Origin of the sequence: Rhodococcus sp. PvR044 (assembly GCF_040548995.1) — a bacterium.
Lineage (GTDB): Bacteria > Actinomycetota > Actinomycetes > Mycobacteriales > Mycobacteriaceae > Rhodococcus_G > Rhodococcus_G oryzae.
On sequence record NZ_JBEPSX010000011.1, the window covers coordinates 102827 to 120851 of the forward strand.

Below are 18025 nucleotides of genomic sequence, written 5' to 3' on the forward strand. Positions count from 1 at the left end.
TGGTGCCCGTCAGCGCGCGCTGCTCGCGGCGCTCGTCCTCGCCTACCCGCACTCCGTGTCCGCCGACCGTCTGCTGGCCCAGGTGTGGCACGACCTGGATCAGCCCAAGCTCAGTTCGTTGCACGTCGCGATCTCCAAACTGCGCGACCTGCTCAGTCCGGACAGGGCCAGGCGCGAGGACGGGGTGCTGGTGCGCGATGGCAGCCGGTACCTGCTGTCCGCCGCGCGCGGAAGCGTCGACGTCGCGCGGTTCGAGGAGTTGGTCCGGACCGGCGCCGAGGTCGCGGAGACCTCCGCGGACGCGGCGGCGGCCGCCTACCTGGAGGCACTGTCGCTGTGGCGGGGCTCGCCGTACGCCGACATCGCCGGTTCCGAGTTCACGACGCCCGAGATCGCCCGGCTGACCGCGATGCATCTCGAGACCCGCAGGTCGTTGCTCGAGGTGGGCCTGCGCCGGGAGCGATTCGCCGAGGTGGCGGCGGAGGCGGAGGCCTTGGCCGCCGAACATCCCCTGGACGAGCGGATCTGGGAGATCCTGGTTCTCGCGCTGTACCGCGGTGGTCGACAGTCCGACGCGCTGGGCGCGCTGCGCCGGATCAGGGCGATCCTGGACGACGAACTCGGCATCGATCCCGGAGTGGCCCTGCGACGGCTCGAGGCGGCCGTGTTGGCGCAGGACGCCGCGTTGCACGGTCAGGCGGCGCCGCGCCCGGCCCAACCCGACCCGCCGCGGGCGCCGAACCTGCCTTCTCCGCGGAGCCTGCTGGTGGGCCGGGCGGCCGACATCGAATCGGTGGCCACGGCGCTGGGTGAACACCCCCTGGTCACCCTCGTCGGACCGGGTGGGGTGGGCAAGACCCGACTCGCGATCGAGGTCGCGCGGCGCAGACGTGCCGCGGACGGCCCGTGGATGGTGGATCTCGGCGCACTCACCGACGGCGCGCTGATGGTGCCTGCGGTGGCATCGGCGCTCGGACTGCCGGGGGTCGGCGGCGCGGAGCATCTCGCCGGAGTGCTGGCAGGGCGAACGATGCTGATGATCCTCGACAACTGTGAGCACGTCGTCGCGGACGCCGCGGCACTGGCCGTCACGCTCGCCGATCTGTGCCCGGGGGTGCAGTTGCTCGCCACCAGCCGCGAACCCCTCGAGGTGGACGGCGAAGCGCTGCACGAGGTCCCGCCGCTCGCGCCGGACGAGGCGCGGGATCTGTTCGCGGCGCGCGAAGGCGGCGTGGTGCCCGGGTGGGCCCTCGGCGAGGCCAATGTCGCGTCGGTGCGCACGATCTGCGCCGAACTCGACGGCATCCCGCTCGGCATCGAACTCGCGACCGCACAGCTGCGGGTGCTCTCCGAGCAGCAGATCGCCGACGGGTTGGAGGATCGCTTCACCCTCCTGCGCGGTGGGTCTCGAAGCGCCCCACCGCGACAGCGCAGGCTCGCGGACACCATCGACTGGAGCTACCGGCTGCTCGACGACGAGCAAGCGGTGGTGCTCAGGCAGGTGGCGGTGTTCGCGGGCAGCTTCGACATCGACGGAGCCGCGGCCGTGACCGGGGCTCCGTCTGCGGTCGCCTCGGTGCAGCCGCTGACCGCCCTCGTGCGCCGATCGCTGCTCACCGTCCTGCCGGGCACCGCGCCCCGGCGCTATCGGATGCTGCGGACAATCAAGCACTTCGCGTGGCAGCAGTCCGATCCGGCGGAGCGTCGGTCGCCGCCCGCCAGTCCGCGCTCTACGGCCCGAATTCGGCGGAGGTGATGGGGGAGCTCTCCGCGGACCAGGCCGAGCACCGCGCGGCGCTGGTGTCCGCGCTCGCCGCGGGTGAGGCGCATTGCGCCCTCGGGCTGGCCGGTGGCCTGTACTGGTTCTGGTACCGGATGGGTCGCATCGGGGAGGGGCTCGGCTTCCTGCATGCGGCGCTCGACGCGGTCGTGGCGGACCACCTCGCCCCCGAACGGCGACAGTTCGCGCGCGCGACGGCAGGCGTCGCATCGTTGACCTATCTCACCGGGAACAGGCCGGCCGCGTCCGACGCCGCGCGGGAGTCCGCCGCCGCGTGGGCGGCGGCCGGTGACCGCGCGGAGGCGGCCCGATTGAGCGCATGGTGCGGCTACTTCCTGTCGATGGACGGTGACCATGACGCGGGGCTCGACCTCGTCCGCGACAGTGCCGCGACCGCACGCGCTCTCGGGTCCGGCTTCGCCGAGGCGGACGCCCGGATGGTGTTGGGGATGTTGTTGCGCAACCACGGCCGCCCCCTCGAGGCGCGCGGGGAGCTGGTGACGGCGATCGCCATCGCCGAGCGCATCGGCAACAGGTGGTCGGTCGGCTCCTCGACGTGGGCCCTGATGAAGTCGGCGATGGACGCGGGTGACGTGGATGCCGCGATGTCGGCCGCTCGGGACATGCAGTCGGTCCTCGAGGTGGACGGTGACGTGACGTCCTGGCTGGTGTTGATGCACCACCGCCGCGGTCCTGGCTGGCGCCGGGCACCCCGTGGAGGCCGCCGTGCTCGCGGGGGCGGTGCAGTCACTGGGCGGCCGGATCGGGTTCCTGCCCGAGGGGATGGACCCGATCGACGGTCCCCTGGAGGCGGCTGCGGTGCGCGATGCGCTCAGCGCACAGGACTATGCACTGCACTCCGCGCGCGGAGCGGACCTCGACCGGGCCCAGATCAACGCACTGCTGTCCAGCCTGGTCGGGGAGAGTGCGCCAAGCCGGCCGTAAGAGCGCGGTAAGAGCGGTGGGCTGTCCTGAGGTGGACAGTTCCGATCGAGCGAAGGGATGCCCGTGTCCACCAGCATCGAAGAATCCTCACCCGTCCTGCCCTCACTGGCCGAGCGCCTTGGCGCCGCAACGGCCGGGCCGGTGCACGCGCCGGGCGACGGCGGCTTCGACCTGTCCGTCGCGTCGTTCAACACCGCCACCGCGCACCGTCCCGCGGCGGTGCTGGTCGCGTCCAGCGCCGCGGACGTCGCGGCGGCCGTCGGGATCGCGGCCGCCGCCGGGTTGTCGGTCGCGGTCCAGGCCACCGGGCACGGCGCCGCGGCCGCCGGGCCCGGGTCGATCCTGATCAACACCCGGCTCCTCGACTCGATCGTCATCGACCCGCACGCCGGGATCGCGACCGTCGGCGCGGGCGTGCGGTGGCAGCAGGTGCTCGACGCCGCGTCGCCACATGGGCTAGCAGCGCTGTGTGGGTCCGCGACGGAGGTCGGGGTCGTCGGCTACACACTCGGCGGCGGGATCGGCCCGGTGGCCCGGACCTACGGTTTCGCGGCCGACCATGTCATCGAGATCGAGGCGGTGACCGCCGACGGCCAGCTGCGCCGCGTCAGCGAGACGAGCGAACCGGACCTGTTCTGGGCACTGCGCGGCGGCGGGGCGGCGTTCGGGATCGTCACGCAGATCACGTTCCGGCTCTTCCCGATTCAGACAGTGTATGCCGGCGGCATGTTCTTCGACTTCCTCGACGCGCCGCGGGTCCTGCACGGCTGGCGGGACTGGGTGCACCGGATTCCCGAGTCGGTGAGCTCCTCGGTCGCGGTGGTGAACTTCCCGCCGCTGCCCGTCCTGCCCGAGGCCCTGCGCGGCCGCACCGTGCTGCACCTGCGTTATGCGCACGTCAGCGAGACGGAGGACGGTGAGGAGCTGCTGGCACCGCTGCGCGCTCTGGCCGAGCCGATCATCGATACCGTCACCGAGATCATGTACGCGGATGTGGGGTCGATCCACGCCGATCCCACCGACCCGATGCCGGGAGCGGAGCGGTCGATGCTGTTGCGCCGGCTGCCGGCCGAGGCGATCGACGAGTTCCTCGCCACGGTCGGGCCAACTGGACGCCTGCCGTTGGTGCTGGCGGAGATCCGGGCGATGGGTGGGGCGCTGGCCCGCGGCGCCGAGGTCCCGAACGCGGTGGCGGGCCGGGACGCGGCGTTCAGCCTGTTCGCGGTCGGCGTGCTCGCGCCACCCATCGCGGGCGTCGTCCCGGGTGCGTTGGACTCGGTGCTGGCCGCGATGGAGCCGTGGGGGACCGGAGGGGCCTTGATGAACTTCGCGGGCGGAGCCGAGGGTGCCCCAGCCGACCGGGTGCTGGCGGCCTGGGGTCCGCAGGAGCGCCGACGGTTGTCCGAGATCCGCGACCGGTTCGACCCGAACCGGGTGTTCGCCGCCGCCGCGCGCTGGTGACGGCACGCCGGGACGGTTCGGCGCGCACGAGGGGTTCGCGCCGAACCGTCCCGGCGGGCGACGTCACTGCGGAAGTCGGGCCTCCAGGGTGCGGGTCAGGATCTCGAGGGCCAGGTTCCAGCCCCGTGCCATGTCCTGCGTGAGCGCGACCCCGTGCGCAGCCAGCGCGGGTCCGGCGAGGTCGTTGACCTCGTCGGGACCGACGCGGGTCTGTGCCAGCTCGACGATGTCGAGCAACAGGCGGACGCGGTCGCCGTCGCTCATCGGGAGGCAGGCGCGGTCGGCAAGGCCGGCGTTCGTCATGGTGCAACCGTATCGGTGCGGATTTCCGTCTCATCGCCGCGGAGGGCGACCGCACCCGGCGCTGATGCGGGGTGGACGCGGGGCGCGTGGCGGGTGCCGTCAGGCGAGGCAGATCGGGAAGGCGACGTTGGGCCCGATGAGCGGGATGAGTCCCCAGGGTGCGCAGGCGAGGACGGTGCCGAGGGCGCCTTGCCACGTCGTCTGCCCGGGCAGGAGTACCACAGGAGTGATCAGGTCGGGGGCCACCGGTGTCGTCTCGATGACGGCAGGGGGAGCGGTGGGAGGCTCTGACGCCGTGGCCCCGGCCGGCCCGGCCCCGAGTGCGAGTGCGAGTGCGGGGGCGATCAGGGCCGCAGCGGTCGCCGTACGCAGTGTGATGGTGTTCATGACGTCCTCCTAGAGCAGCAGGCTCGGCCACGCGAGGGAGCACGGTTGCGGTCGCGGTCCGCTCATCTGAGCCCGAGTCCTCCACTTATCGTGCGCTTCCTGTTGGCCTATTGCGAGGGGTCAGTTGGTGCGTGCACGGGCGTGCGCAGGGCGCCCGCGCGCAGCCATGGCCGCCCACGCGAGATCGCGCTCGGGTTGATGCGTTGTGATTCCGGTGGTTCGAGCGAAAACAACTGGCGGACAGGATATTTCGCATCGGAGTCAGGGTTGTCATGTCGTCGAACGGATGCGCGCAGGTGTCCAGTCGTGGGTATGGACATCAGTGCGTCGGGACGAGTTCCATGACGTGGGACGCGGGTCGACGTCAGGAGCTCGAAACGGGGGTTCGAGCCTGAATCTTCGTGGTGCCCTCGGTGAGACTCGAACTCACACTGCACGGGTTTTGAATCCGTTTCCTCTGCCAATTGGGATACGAGGGCTGGCGGTTGTCCACTGTAGAAGATCGTGTCTACGCGTCAAGCACCGGTACCCTTCAACGGTGCGGCGCCTGACTCGGGCGAGGCTGACGACCGAGGGGGATTGGTGATGACGAACGCTCCGGCCGCGCAGGGTGACGGCGCCGTCGCCCGCCGAGTGGTGGTCGCCGAGGACGAGACCCTCATCCGGATGGACCTGGTGGAGATGCTCCGCGAGGAGGGCTACAACGTGGTCGGCGAGGCGGGCGACGGCCAGCGCGCGGTCGAGCTGGCGGAGACGCTCAAGCCGGACCTGGTGATCATGGACGTCAAGATGCCGCTGCGCGACGGGATCGATGCGGCCTCGGAGATCGCGGCCAAGCGCATTGCGCCGGTGGTGATCCTGACCGCCTTCAGTCAGCGCGAGCTCGTCGAGCGGGCCCGCGATGCAGGCGCCATGGCCTATCTGGTCAAGCCGTTCTCGAAGGCGGATCTGGTGCCTGCCGTGGAGTTGGCCGCGAGCCGGTTCGCCGAGATCTCCGCGCTCGAGCGGGAGGTCGCGACGCTGGCCGATCGGCTGGAGTCGCGCAAGCTCATCGAGCGCGCCAAGGGTGCGTTGATGAGGTCGCAGTCGCTGACCGAGCCCGAGGCGTTCAACTGGATCCAGCGGGCGGCAATGGACGGGCGGACCTCGATGAAGGCCGTCGCCAAGATCGTGATCGAGACGCTCGACTCGAAATAGTCCGCGACACGCAATGTAACCATTGCGCTAACGAAGTGTTTCGCGACGAAGATGCGGCCTTTCGGCATTGGGTGACGAAATAACCCCGGTCCCGCAAGTATCGCTGTCACCTGCGGGTTCTTCATTGTGACGCCATTCTTGGTCGCTCGTATAGTTAGCCCGTCGCAATTGAGGCGGCGCGGCGAACTACTTCAATGTGATGCACGGGCATTGCCGCACGGTTATGTTTTGTCCGGGCTGGCGGACGGCCCCTCCGGAATTGTCCGGGGCGCACAGATTTCGGAGGTGGGACGTGCACCGTCGTACAGCGAGAGGCGCGTTGATCGTTGGAGTCGCAGCAGCGCTAGCCGTCGCGGGCTGTAGTAGCAAGACGACCGACGGCGGATCGTCGGAAACCAGCGGAACGGGGGAGTCGAGCGCGCTCAGCATTCAGCCGGGGGTGCTCCTCGATTCGGCGGGCAACGAGGTCGCGAGCGCCGACGTCACCGACGCGGCCGATCCCGCAGGCAGCGGCAACGCCACCTGTTCGGGGGTCTCGCTTGCGATGGCGGGAGCGCTGACCGGCGCCAACGCCGCGCTCGGACAGAACATCCTCTACGGGGCCAAGCTCGCCCTCGACAAGCACAACCAGGCCAACCCGAACTGCCAGGTCGAGATGGAGACCTTCGACACCGAGGGTGACCCGCAGAAGGCGACCCAGGTGGCGCCGAACATCGTGAGCAACGCATCGATCGTCGGTTTGCTGGGACCGGCCTTCTCCGGCGAGACCAAGGCAACCGGCCCGATCTTCAACCAGAGCGGGCTGCCCTTCCTCACCGCGTCGGCCACCAATCCCACGCTGACCGAGAACGGCTGGACCACCTTCTTCCGGGGCCTCGGCAACGACAACAGTCAGGGTTCGGTCGTCGCCAAGTACCTCACCGGCACGCTCGACGCGAAGAAGGTGTGCGTTGTGCAGGACGATTCCGACTACGGCGTCGGCCTGGCCCGGGTGGTGACCGAGACCCTCGGCGCCGCAGCGGATCCCGCCTGTTCGGCCAGCGTCAAGACCGGTCAGAAGGACTTCTCGGCGACCGTGTCCCAAATCAAGGGCGAGTCGCCCGACGCGATCTGGTACTCGGGCTACTACGCCGAGGCGGCGCCGTTCGTGACCCAGCTCCGCGAGGGCGGGGTGACCGCGACCTTCAGCTCCGGTGACGGCACCAACGATCCCGAGTTCGTCAAGCAGGCAGGCGAATCCGCGAACGGCGCGGTCCTCACCTGCCCCTGCGTCCCGGCGCCTGCCGCGCTGGCAGATCAGTACGAGGCACTCAACGGCCAGGCGCCCGGCGTCTACTCGGTCGAGGGCTACGACCTGACCACGATCATGCTCAAGGCCATCGACTCCGGGGTGAAGGACCGCGCCGGAATGCTGGAGTACGTCAAGAACTATGACGGGCAGGGCGTCGGCAAGAAGTACCAGTGGAACGACAAGGGTGAGCTGTCCAACGCCCTGATCCAGATTTACAAGGTCAACTGACAGAACGGATCTCGCAGCCGGGTGCCTGCTCCAGTGCAGGCCCCGGCTGCGTCGTCGGGGCGCGGTAGCGCCTCCCGACCTTGAAAGTGACTTCGATGATCGCGACTTCCCTCGCCGCCTCGGCAACCCTCTACGCGGGCAATATCGACTTCAACATCGAGGGGCTCACGACGAGCTTCTGGCAACTGACCATCGACGGACTGAGCTACGGCGCCATCTACGCACTGGTGGCGATCGGTTACACGCTGGTCTACGGCGTGCTGCGGCTGATCAACTTCGCGCACTCCGAGGTCTTCATGCTCGGCATGTTCGGTCAGTACGTGGCGCTGGAGCTGCTCGGCTTCACGCCGAGCGGTAACGCGTACAACGAGGGCGTCGTCATGACGGTCGTGTTCCTCGGTCTGGCCATGCTGTTCGGAATGGCCGTCTCGGGTGGCGCCGCGGTGGGGCTCGAACGCGTCGCCTATCGGCCGCTGCGCAAGCGCGGGGCGAAACCACTGACCTTCCTCATCACCGCGATCGGAATGTCGTTCGTGCTGCAGGAATTCGTGCACTACGTGCTCCCCGAGATCTGGCCGGGGCTCGGCGGCACCAATGCGCAGCAGCCCATCAAACTGGTCCAGCCGGTCGAGGTGTTCAGCATCTTCGGTGCCTCGGTGAGCAACGTGACCATCGTGATCATCGTGGCCGCGTTGCTGCTCACCCTGGTCACCGACATGATCATCAACCGGACCAAGTTCGGCCGGGGGATCCGGGCGGTGGCCCAGGACCCCGACACCGCGACGCTGATGGGCATCTCACGCGAGCGCGTGATCATGCTGACCTTCCTGCTCGGCGGCATCCTGGCGGGCGCCGCGGCGCTGCTGTACACCCTGAAGATCCCGTCCGGGATCATCTTCAACGGCGGCTTCATCCTCGGGATCAAGGCGTTCTCCGCGGCGGTGCTCGGCGGAATCGGCAACCTCCGCGGGGCCCTGCTCGGCGGCCTGCTGCTCGGTGTCATGGAGAACTACGGCCAGGTGCTGTTCGGCACCGAGTGGCGCGACGTGGTCGCGTTCGTGCTGCTGGTCGTCGTGCTGATGTTCAGGCCCACCGGGATCCTCGGTGAGAGCCTGGGAAGGGCGCGGGTATGAGTACCGAGAATCCGGCTGCGGCGCAGCCAGACCCGACCGAGCTGCTCCGGGGTCCCCAGCCCGACAAACACGGTGTCGGCGACGCAATCCGGAGCTGGTGGAACGGCCTGGCCCGGCCGATGCAGTGGCTCTTCGGGGTCCCGGTGATCGCCCTGATCGCGATCCTGCCGGTCTGGCGGCCGCCGATCCTGGATACGCCGGGCACCGACTTCGGCGGGGTGATGGCCCAGTTCGCGATGTACGCGCTCATCGCCATCGGCCTCAACGTGGTCGTCGGCCAGGCCGGCCTCCTCGACCTCGGCTACGTCGGCTTCTACGCCGTCGGCGCGTACACCGTCGCGCTGCTCACCAGCCCGAACAGCCCGTGGAACAAGATGACCGAGAGCGGATTCTTCTCGGAGGACTGGGCGTGGCTGTCCTGTCTGCCGATCGCGGTGGCCATCACCGCGTTCACCGGGCTGATACTCGGCACCCCGACGCTGCGGCTTCGGGGCGACTACCTGGCCATCGTGACCCTCGGCTTCGGCGAGATCGTCCGGCTGCTGGCCGACAACCTCACCGACGTCACCAACGGCGGTCAGGGGCTCTCCCAGATCGCGTACCCGCACCTCGGCGAGACCGAGGACAAGCCGTACGGGGTGTTCTCGGCGGGCAACACCGGCGGCAACCTGAACTCCGGTGTGTGGTGGTTCTGGGTCGGGATGGTGATGGTGATCATCGCGCTGCTGCTGGTCGGCAACCTCGAGCGCAGCCGGGTCGGCCGTGCCTGGGTCGCGATCCGGGAGGACGAGGACGCCGCCGAGATCATGGGCGTGCCGACCTTCAAGTTCAAGCTATGGGCGTTCACGATCGGCGCCTCGATCGGTGGCCTGTCCGGCGCGCTCTACGCCGGGCAGGTGCAGTTCATCAACCCGACAGGGTTCAACGTCATCAACTCGATGCTCTTCCTGTGTGCGGTGGTCATCGGCGGTCAGGGCAACAAGCTCGGCGTCATCGTCGGCGCGTTCATCATCGTGTACCTGCCCAACCGGGCGATGTCGATCGAGATCGGCGGGCAGTCGCTCGGCGACTACAAGTACCTGTTCTTCGGCCTGGCGCTGGTGGTGCTGATGATCTTCCGCCCGCAGGGGCTCTTCCCGGCGCGGCAGAAACTGCTGGCCTACGGCAGGCAGATCTACCAGGCTGTACGTAGACCCAGCGACGCGCCGGGCACTGGTCCGGCGCCGAGCGGAGCAACGACGGAGGTCGGCGGATGACGGCGGGACCTGGAGCGGGCGACGCGATGTTCGACAACGAGGACATGGCTGCGAACCTCGCGCCCGAGGTGGATGTGCCGACCGCGGGTGTGGTGGACGTCGCGGCCATCGACCCGGCGCTCGTCGACCCCGAGGCGGTCGCCGAGGCGGTGGCCCCGCAGCGGGAGATCGAGACCGCCGAGGGTCAGGCGCTGCTGAAGACCGAGGGCCTGACCGTGCGTTTCGGCGGGCTCGTCGCGCTCGACGACGTGTCCTTCGAGATCCGGCGCGGCGAGATCCTCGGCCTGATCGGGCCCAACGGCGCGGGCAAGACCACCTGTTTCAACGCCATCACCGGGGTATACAAGCCGTCGGCCGGGCGGGTGATGTTCGACGGTGAGCCGCTGGCCAAGACGAAGCGCAACGAGATCACGCGGCTCGGCATCGCCCGAACCTTCCAGAACATCCGGCTCTTCGGCGAGATGACCGCGCTGGAGAACGTGGTGGTCGGCACCGATGCCCGGCACCGGACCTCGGTCCCAGGCGCGATCTTCCGGACCCGCCGTCATCGCCGCGAGGAACGCGACGCCGTTGCCCGCGGGATGGCGCTGCTGGAGTTCGTCGGCATCGCGCCCCGCGCGGTCGAAAAGGCGAAGAACCTCTCGTACGGCGACCAGCGGCGACTGGAGATCGCCAGGGCGCTTGCCACCGAGCCCAAGCTGTTGTGCCTCGACGAGCCCGCCGCCGGTTTCAACCCGAGCGAGAAGTCCGCCCTGATGGACCTGATCCGCAAGATCAGGGACGACGGCTTCACGGTGCTGCTGATCGAGCACGACATGCGCCTGGTGATGGGTGTGACCGATCGCATCGTGGTCCTCGAGTTCGGCAAGAAGATCGCCGACGACCTGCCCGCCGCGATCCGCGAGAACCCGGCCGTGATCGCTGCCTACCTGGGGGTGCCCGACGATGCCATCGCATAGGAAGACCGACGAGGCCGGCCAGGCCGGTTCGGTCGCGACCGCCGAGGGGCCGCTGCTGGAGGTGACCGACGTCGCGGTGAGCTACGGGCGCATCCAGGCGCTGCACGGGGTCTCGCTGCATGTCGACCGCGGCGAGTTGGTGACCCTGCTCGGCGCGAACGGGGCTGGTAAGTCCACCACCATGCGGGCATTGTCCGGGCTGCTGCCGCTCACCCACGGCCGCATCGTGTTCGACGGCCGGGACATCACCCATGTGAAGGCGCACGAGCGGGTGAAGATGGGGATGGTGCAGGCGCCAGAGGGGCGCGGCGTGTTTCCCGGGATGACCGTGCAGGAGAACCTCGACATGGGTTGTTATGCACGCAAATTCGAGACGAAGGCCGCGTATACCGAGCGCCTGGAGTGGGTGTTCGAGCTGTTTCCCCGGCTGCAGGAGCGCCGCACCCAGGTCGGCGGGACCATGTCCGGCGGCGAGCAGCAGATGCTGGCCATCGGCCGCTCGCTCATGTCGCGGCCGCGCCTGCTGATGCTGGACGAGCCGTCGATGGGATTGGCGCCCATGGTGATCCAGCAGATCTTCCGGATCATCGCGGAGATCAACGCGCAGGGCACCACCATCCTGCTGGTCGAGCAGAACGCGCAGCAGGCGCTCACCCGGACCGATCGGGCCTACATCCTGGAGACCGGCGCGGTGACCAAGACCGGGACCGGCAAGGAGCTGCTCGCCGATCCGGCGATCAAGCGCGCCTACCTCGGGGTGGGGTAGCGGTGGTCGGGGTGGTTCTCGGGTGTCGGTCCACGTCCCTAGACTCAGTGCGGTGAGCCCAGCAACCGATCAACGGTCCTCCGCCCGTCCCGACGGCGCCGCAACCGCCGACAAGCCGACGTTGTTGCTGCTCGACGGCCATTCCCTGGCCTATCGGGCGTTCTTCGCGCTGCCCGCCGAGAACTTCAAGACGCACAGCGGACAGACCACCAACGCGGTGTACGGGTTCACCTCGATGCTGATCAACCTGCTGCGCGACGAGCAGCCGACGCACGTGGCTGCCGCGTTCGACGTCTCCCGGCAGACCTTCCGCGCGGAGGCCTTCCCGGAATACAAGGCGAACCGCAGCAAGACCCCGGACGAGTTCAAGGGACAGGTGGAGATCACCAAGGACGTGCTCGGCGCGCTGGGCATCCCGGTGATGGCCGAGGCCGGTTTCGAGGCCGACGACATCATCGCCACCCTCACCACCCAGGCCACCGAGCTGGGTTACCGGGTGCTGGTGTGCACCGGCGACCGGGACGCCCTGCAGCTGGTCACGCCGGACGTCACCGTTCTCTACCCGAAGAAGGGCGTCTCCGAGCTCACCCGGTTCACGCCCGAGGAGGTCGAGGCCAAGTACGGCCTGACCCCGAGCCAGTACCCGGACTACGCCGCCCTGCGCGGCGATCCGAGCGACAACCTGCCCGGCATCCCCGGCGTCGGCGAGAAGACCGCGGCGAAGTGGATCCGCGAGTACGGCTCGTTCGACGAGCTGGTGCTGCACGTGGACAAGGTCAAGGGCAAGGTCGGCGACTCGCTGCGCGAGAACCTGAACAGCGTGATCCTCAACCGCCGCCTCACCGAGATGGTCCGCGACGTGCCGCTGCCCTACACCCCGGACCAGCTGGTGCTGGCGCCGTGGGATCGGGATCGGATCCACATGCTGTTCGACGATCTCGAGTTCCGGGTGCTGCGGGACCGGTTGTTCGACACCCTCTCCTCCGCCGAACCCGAGGCAGAGGAGGGCTTCGAGGTGCGCGGCGGCGCGCTGGCGCCGGGCGAGGTGGCGGACTGGCTGGCCGAGCACGCCCGCACCGGGCAGCGGCACGGGCTGTCGGTGGTCGGCTCGAAGCAGCCGTACGGTGGCGACGCCAGCGCGATCGCGATCGCGGCCTCGGACGGCGAGGGCGCGTACATCGTCACCGCCACCGCGAGCCCCGAGGACGAGAAGGCTCTCGGCGCTTGGCTTTCCGACGCGAGCGAGCCGAAGGCGCTGCACGAGGCCAAGGTGGCGATGCACGCCCTCCGTGGTCGCGGCTGGGTGCTGGGCGGGCTGACCAGCGACACCGCGCTCGCGGCGTACCTGGTCCGGCCGGGGCAGCGCAGCTTCAACCTCGACGATCTGTCGCTGCGGTACCTCAAGCGCGAGCTGCGGGTCGAGGAGTCGGGCGAGGCACAGCTCTCGCTGCTCGACGAGGAAGACCAGGCCGACGCGGCCGTCGCCGAGAGCGAGATCCTGCGGGCGAGGGCGGTGGTGGATCTGGCCGCCGCGCTGGACACCGAGCTCGCAGACATCGAGTCGGCCGGGCTGCTCACGGAGATGGAACTGCCGCTGCTCGGCGTGCTCGCAGACATCGAGTACACCGGCATCGCCGTCGACACCGCGCACCTGCACGACCTGCAGAGTCGCTTCGCCGACGCCATCAACGTGGCCGCCAACGCGGCATACGAGGTGATCGGCAAGCAGATCAACCTGGGCTCACCGAAGCAGCTGCAGGTGGTGTTGTTCGAGGACCTCGACATGCCGAAGACGAAGAAGACCAAGACCGGGTACACCACCGACGCGGCCGCGCTCGAGGCGCTGTTCGAGAAGACCGAGCACCCCTTCCTCGAGCACCTGCTCGCGCACCGCGACGCCACCCGGCTCAAGGTGACCGTCGACGGGCTGCTCAAGTCCGTCGCGGAGGACGCCCGGATCCACACCACCTTCAACCAGACGGTGGCCGCCACCGGCCGGCTCTCGTCCACCGAGCCCAACCTGCAGAACATCCCCGTGCGCACCGACGCCGGCCGCGAGATCCGGGACGGCTTCGTCGTCGGGGAGGGCTACGACTACCTGCTGACCGCCGACTACAGCCAGATCGAGATGCGGATCATGGCGCATCTGTCCGGGGACGAGGGCCTGATCGAGGCGTTCAACACCGGCGAGGACCTGCACAGCTTCGTGGGTTCGCGGGCGTTCGGGGTCCCGATCGAGGAGGTCACGCCCGAGCTGCGTCGCCGGGTGAAGGCGATGTCCTACGGGCTGGCGTACGGCCTGAGCGCGTTCGGCCTCGCATCGCAGCTGAAGATCTCCACGGAGGAGGCGAAGGGGCAGATGGACGCCTACTTCGCCCGGTTCGGCGGGGTCCGCGACTACCTGCGCGAGGTCGTCGAGCAGGCCCGCAAGGACGGCTACACCTCCACCCTGTTCGGGAGGCGCCGCTACCTGCCGGACCTGAACAGCGACAACCGTCAGCGTCGCGAGGTGGCGGAGCGGGCCGCGCTCAACGCTCCGATCCAGGGCACCGCCGCCGACATCATCAAGGTCGCGATGATCGACGTGCAGAAGGCTCTCGCCGAGTCGGGGCTGCGCTCACGGATGCTGCTGCAGGTCCACGACGAACTGGTGCTCGAGGTGGTCGAGTCCGAGCGCGAGCAGGTCGAGGCGCTGGTCCGGGAGAAGATGGCGGGCGCCATCGAACTCTCTGTCCCACTGGAGGTCTCGGTGGGCACCGGTCGCAGCTGGGACGCGGCAGCGCACTAGTCGGGCGACGGCGGGGGCGCATCAGCCCGTGGTTGGATTCGGCCGTCGGGAATGGGCGACCGTGGGGCGATGCCTCACGGTCGCCCCGTCCCTAGCGTGGGGCGGGTGATCAAAATCTCCTCCCGAATCGTTCCCGCCGTGGTCCTCGCGCTCGCGCTTCCGCTCACCACGGCCGCCGTCGGCGCTGCGTCTCCGGTCGCGGCGGCCGACGCGGGTTCGTCGGCCATCGGCACGGTCTTCCAACTGCCCTCTCCCACAGGTGCGTTCGCGGTCGGGCGCAACACCCTGCACCTGGTCGACGAGTCCCGCCCCGACCCCTGGGTCACATCGGACCGGCGCGAGCTGATGGTCAGCATGTACTACCCGGCCCACCCCGGGGCAGGCGCGCGGGCTCGGTACGCCACGACCGAGGAGATCAGGCTGCTGCTCGAGGGGCAGGAGTTGGCGGGCCTGGTGCCCGCCGAGGTACTCAGCGCCACCGGCACCCACAGCGTCGTCGACGCTGTGCCGGTGGAGGGCTCGTACCCGATGGTGGTGCTGTCGCCGGGCTTCACCGCCTCCCGCTACACGCTCACCGCCCTGGCCGAGGAGCTGGCCGCCCGTGGCTACGTCGTGGCCGCCGTCGACCATGCGAACGAGTCGTTCGGGACCGAGTTCCCAGGCGGGCGGATGTCCACCTGCCTCGCCTGCGGACGGACCGAGGATGAGGGGACCCTCGGCGTCGTCACCGCGACAAGGGCCGCGGACGTGTCGTTTCTCCTGGACCGGCTCACCGCACCCGATTCGGCCTGGCCGCATTCGCGCCTGATCGACAGGGAGCGCATCGGCATGGCAGGCCACTCGATCGGCGGCGCCAGCACAGCGGAGACGATGGCGTCGGACGATCGCGTTCGCGCTGGCGTCAACATGGACGGCTCCTTCCATATCTCGATGCAGCCGGACGGGGTGAAGGACCGGCCGTTCCTGATGATGGGCACCGACGACGAGGTCCACCGCCCCGGCGGCCGGGACGTGTCGTGGGACGCGGCGTGGAGCCGCCTCGTTGGGTGGAAGCGATGGTTGACCGTGGCCGGCGCGGGCCACGCCTCGTTCACCGACATCCCCGCCCTCGCCGAGCGGTTGGGGATGCCGGTCGGGGCCGCCTCGCCGATCGGGGCCGCACTGCCGGGGGGTCGATCGGTCGACCTCACCCGTGTGTATGTCGGCGCCTTCTTTGACCAGCACCTGCGGGGCGTCCCGCAGCCGATCCTCGACGGACCGAGCCCGGCCTACCCGGAGGTCAGGTTCAACAACCCGTGACCGGGTCGCCACCCTGTTGGTCGACCGGTCACGCGGCGGCGAAGCGGGAGACGTAGCGCCGCTGCCAGGGCGTCTCCACCGCATGGGAATCGAAATGTTCACGCACGAAGGCGACCGCGTCATCGGCGGGGACCCCGTCGAGCACGGCGATGCAGGCCAGCGCGGTGCCGGTGCGGCCCCTGCCGCCGCCGCACGCGACCTCCACCCGCTGCGTGCGGGCGCGCTCCCACGCTTCGCGCAGGGCGTCTCGGGCGTCTGTCCGATCGCTCGGAAGCCGGAAATCCGGCCACCGGACCCAGCGCGATTCCCATTCGTGGGCGGGCGGGGGACTGCCGAGCAGGTAGAGGCCGAACTCGGGACGAGCGCCGTCCGGCAGTGGCTTTCTCAGCGCGCGTCCCCGCACGAGCCGTGTCGACGGAAGCCGCAGCACTCCCGATTCCGCTGTGTCCCATGGCCGGTCCATGGTCGGCAAGTTACTCGGGTCACTCGGGGTCGTGGGGTGATGCTGTGGAAGCATTGCGGCATGAGCGTTCTGGTCTGCTTCCACGCCCACCCCGACGACGAGGTGTTCATCACCGGCGGTGTCATGCGTCAGGCCGCCGACGCCGGCCATCGCGTCGTCGTCGTCACCGCGACCGACGGCGCCCTCGGCGAGGTCCCGGAGGGTCTGCTCGCGGAGGGGGAGTCGCTCGCCGATCGCAGGCGCCGGGAGCTGGAGGAGTCCACCAGCGTGCTCGGAGCGCATCGAGTGGAGCTGCTGCACTACGCGGACTCGGGGATGGCGGGCACACCAGAGAACGCGAACCCGGCGGCGTTCTGCAACGCCGATGTCGAGGAGGCCGCGGCGCGCCTGGCCGCGATCCTCGTCGAGGAGTCCGCGGACGTGGTCACCGTGTACGACCCCAACGGCGGCTACGGGCACCCGGACCATGTGCAGGTGCACCATGTGGGCGTGCGCGCGGCGGAGATCGCGGGCGTGCCGCACGTCTACGAGGCGGCGGTCAGCCGTGATCACATCCGCAGGCTGATGGCGGCCAATCCGGAGTGGTCGGAGGACGCCCAGCCCCCTAACCTCGACACCTTCGGTCTGTCGGAGGAGGACATCACCACCGTGGTCGACGTGACCGCGGCGATGGGTGCCAAGCGGGCCGCGATGCACGCGCACGCCACGCAGGTCGGCGACTTCGGGCCGTTCCTGCAGATGCCGGAGGAGCAGCTGCGGGCCGCGTTCGGTCAGGAGTGGTTCCGGCGCCGGGGTGCCCCCGCCGGTCTGGCGGAGACGGCGCTACCGCTCTGACGCGGCCCGCGGGCGCTCACTCCTGAGCGGCCGCGACCTGCTCGCGGACCTTGTCCATGTCCAGCGCCTGGACCTGGGTCACGAGGTCCGCGTGCGCCGCGAACGACTCGTGCGCGGTCAACTCTTCGGCGACGGTGCGCGCGGTGGCGGGGGACAGACCATTCGCCTTCGCACAGGGACGCCAGTTCGTCGAGTTCGGCGTCAGGAATGGTGACGACAACCCAGCGGTGTGCGGCTTTACGGCATGGGTTCCGGCCTGCTCGACAGCATTCGAGGACTCCTGTTCGAGTTCACGGCGCGAATCGTGTTGCCGACGGCACCGCGTCACCATCTGTGCACGGCTGCCCGAAGTGGTCCGGCGTCACTGCGCGACCGGGGAATCGGCGGCGGTCGAGTCGCCCCAGACTGCTGCCGCACCGCTCTCTCCGATCCGGTAGACCTGCACCATCGATCCGACCGCCAGCGCCACCGCGACGACGGCAAGTCCGGTGGCGACGATGCGTGTCGCAGTGCCGCCCGTCGGCCCGCCGCGTCCGGCCCGCCACGCCTGGAATCGCGGGTGGTGGATCGCCCACCATCCGAGTGCGACGAGGAAAACGCCGGCCGACCAGTAGATCAACTGGTCCCCCAACTCGGCGTGGATCTGCACGAGGGGATCGCGCGGGGTGCGATGCTCGAGCCATTCACCGGCGTGCGTCGTGAGGGGTACGAGAATGAGCGTGACCAGGGCGACCAGCGGGGAGACGATGCCGATCCGCCGTCGCGTCGAGGGCCAGCAGACGGCCAGCAACAGGAGTAGTGCCGAGATCGGCACCAGGACCGCCACGAAGTGCACGAGCAATGGGTGGATGGGTAGACCGTTGAACGTTGTGGGCCCCATGATCACTCGCCTCCGCCGGGTGTGTCCGATGTACCGGCTGCCACGGTAGGCGCGA

The 18025-nt window shown here is 69.4% G+C and carries 16 protein-coding genes, 1 tRNA gene and 1 pseudogene; 12 read left to right on the top strand and 6 right to left on the bottom strand.

Annotation, left to right across the window (positions count from 1 at the left end; all coding sequences use genetic code 11):
* Window positions 1–55: 55 nt before the first annotated feature.
* The 3 genes from ABIC28_RS22370 to ABIC28_RS22380 are packed head-to-tail and all read left to right on the top strand — an operon-like array spanning window position 56 to window position 4186.
* Window positions 56–1756, top strand: coding sequence for an ATP-binding protein (locus ABIC28_RS22370; RefSeq protein WP_354580943.1), 1701 nt, complete (start codon window positions 56–58; stop codon window positions 1754–1756).
* On the top strand, window positions 1678–2736 hold the full coding sequence (locus ABIC28_RS22375; RefSeq protein ID WP_354580945.1) for a hypothetical protein: 1059 nt from the start codon (window positions 1678–1680) through the stop codon (window positions 2734–2736). The genes ABIC28_RS22370 and ABIC28_RS22375 overlap by 79 nt, the downstream gene beginning before the upstream one ends.
* 52 nt (window positions 2737–2788) lie before the next feature.
* Window positions 2789–4186, top strand: a complete 1398-nt coding sequence (locus tag ABIC28_RS22380) for an FAD-binding oxidoreductase (protein WP_354580947.1) — start codon at window positions 2789–2791, stop codon at window positions 4184–4186.
* Window positions 4187–4249: 63 nt separating this feature from the next.
* On the opposite strand, the gene ABIC28_RS22385 is transcribed toward ABIC28_RS22380, so the two are convergent.
* The 3 genes from ABIC28_RS22385 to ABIC28_RS22395 form a co-directional block, all read right to left on the bottom strand.
* The gene (locus tag ABIC28_RS22385; RefSeq protein ID WP_097213216.1) at window positions 4250–4489 is read right to left on the bottom strand and encodes a hypothetical protein; all 240 of its coding nucleotides are present in this window, start codon (window positions 4487–4489) and stop codon (window positions 4250–4252) included.
* Window positions 4490–4588: 99 nt separating this feature from the next.
* A complete protein-coding gene (locus ABIC28_RS22390) occupies window positions 4589–4876 on the bottom strand; it encodes a hypothetical protein (protein ID WP_354580950.1) in 288 nt (95 codons plus the stop codon).
* A 402-nt stretch (window positions 4877–5278) separates the two neighbouring features.
* A tRNA-Leu gene (locus ABIC28_RS22395) sits at window positions 5279–5355 on the bottom strand.
* Window positions 5356–5461: 106 nt separating this feature from the next.
* On the opposite strand from ABIC28_RS22395, the gene ABIC28_RS22400 reads away from it, so the two are divergent.
* The 8 genes from ABIC28_RS22400 to ABIC28_RS22435 all read left to right on the top strand — a co-directional run bounded on the left by ABIC28_RS22400 (window position 5462) and on the right by ABIC28_RS22435 (window position 15793).
* Window positions 5462–6073 carry an ANTAR domain-containing response regulator gene (locus ABIC28_RS22400; protein WP_097213218.1) on the top strand — a complete coding sequence of 204 codons (612 nt, stop codon included), beginning with the start codon at window positions 5462–5464 and terminating at the stop codon, window positions 6071–6073.
* A 292-nt stretch (window positions 6074–6365) separates the two neighbouring features.
* Window positions 6366–7592 carry a branched-chain amino acid ABC transporter substrate-binding protein gene (locus tag ABIC28_RS22405; protein WP_097213219.1) on the top strand — a complete coding sequence of 409 codons (1227 nt, stop codon included), beginning with the start codon at window positions 6366–6368 and terminating at the stop codon, window positions 7590–7592.
* Between the two features lie 95 nt (window positions 7593–7687).
* Entirely contained in the window at window positions 7688–8725 is a 1038-nt protein-coding gene (locus ABIC28_RS22410; protein WP_097213220.1) for a branched-chain amino acid ABC transporter permease, read from the top strand.
* 119 nt (window positions 8726–8844) lie between these two features.
* Window positions 8845–9981, top strand: coding sequence for a branched-chain amino acid ABC transporter permease (locus ABIC28_RS22415; RefSeq protein WP_373560279.1), 1137 nt, complete (start codon window positions 8845–8847; stop codon window positions 9979–9981).
* 26 nt (window positions 9982–10007) lie between these two features.
* A complete protein-coding gene (locus ABIC28_RS22420; RefSeq protein ID WP_425467871.1) occupies window positions 10008–10940 on the top strand; it encodes an ABC transporter ATP-binding protein in 933 nt (310 codons plus the stop codon).
* A complete protein-coding gene (locus tag ABIC28_RS22425) occupies window positions 10927–11706 on the top strand; it encodes an ABC transporter ATP-binding protein (RefSeq protein ID WP_097213221.1) in 780 nt (259 codons plus the stop codon). The genes ABIC28_RS22420 and ABIC28_RS22425 overlap by 14 nt, the downstream gene beginning before the upstream one ends.
* 52 nt (window positions 11707–11758) lie before the next feature.
* Window positions 11759–14494 (top strand): DNA polymerase I, encoded by a 2736-nt coding sequence (polA, locus tag ABIC28_RS22430; RefSeq protein WP_097213222.1) that lies wholly within the window; start codon window positions 11759–11761, stop codon window positions 14492–14494.
* Window positions 14495–14599: 105 nt separating this feature from the next.
* The gene (locus tag ABIC28_RS22435) at window positions 14600–15793 is read left to right on the top strand and encodes an alpha/beta hydrolase family protein (protein ID WP_257017650.1); all 1194 of its coding nucleotides are present in this window, start codon (window positions 14600–14602) and stop codon (window positions 15791–15793) included.
* A gap of 28 nt (window positions 15794–15821) precedes the next feature.
* On the opposite strand, the gene ABIC28_RS22440 is transcribed toward ABIC28_RS22435, so the two are convergent.
* Window positions 15822–16256, bottom strand: a complete 435-nt coding sequence (locus ABIC28_RS22440) for a protein-tyrosine phosphatase family protein (protein WP_097213223.1) — start codon at window positions 16254–16256, stop codon at window positions 15822–15824.
* Window positions 16257–16316: 60 nt separating this feature from the next.
* Between ABIC28_RS22440 and ABIC28_RS22445 the strand changes: the two genes are divergently transcribed.
* Window positions 16317–17090 (top strand): PIG-L family deacetylase, encoded by a 774-nt coding sequence (locus ABIC28_RS22445; protein WP_097213224.1) that lies wholly within the window; start codon window positions 16317–16319, stop codon window positions 17088–17090.
* Window positions 17091–17172: 82 nt separating this feature from the next.
* Here the strand turns inward: ABIC28_RS22445 and ABIC28_RS22450 are convergent.
* Window positions 17173–17296: pseudogene (locus ABIC28_RS22450) on the bottom strand (VIT1/CCC1 transporter family protein); the annotation flags it as partial.
* A 155-nt stretch (window positions 17297–17451) separates the two neighbouring features.
* On the bottom strand, window positions 17452–17970 hold the full coding sequence (locus ABIC28_RS22455) for a DUF2231 domain-containing protein (protein WP_354580956.1): 519 nt from the start codon (window positions 17968–17970) through the stop codon (window positions 17452–17454).
* Between the last annotated feature and the right edge of the window lie 55 nt (window positions 17971–18025).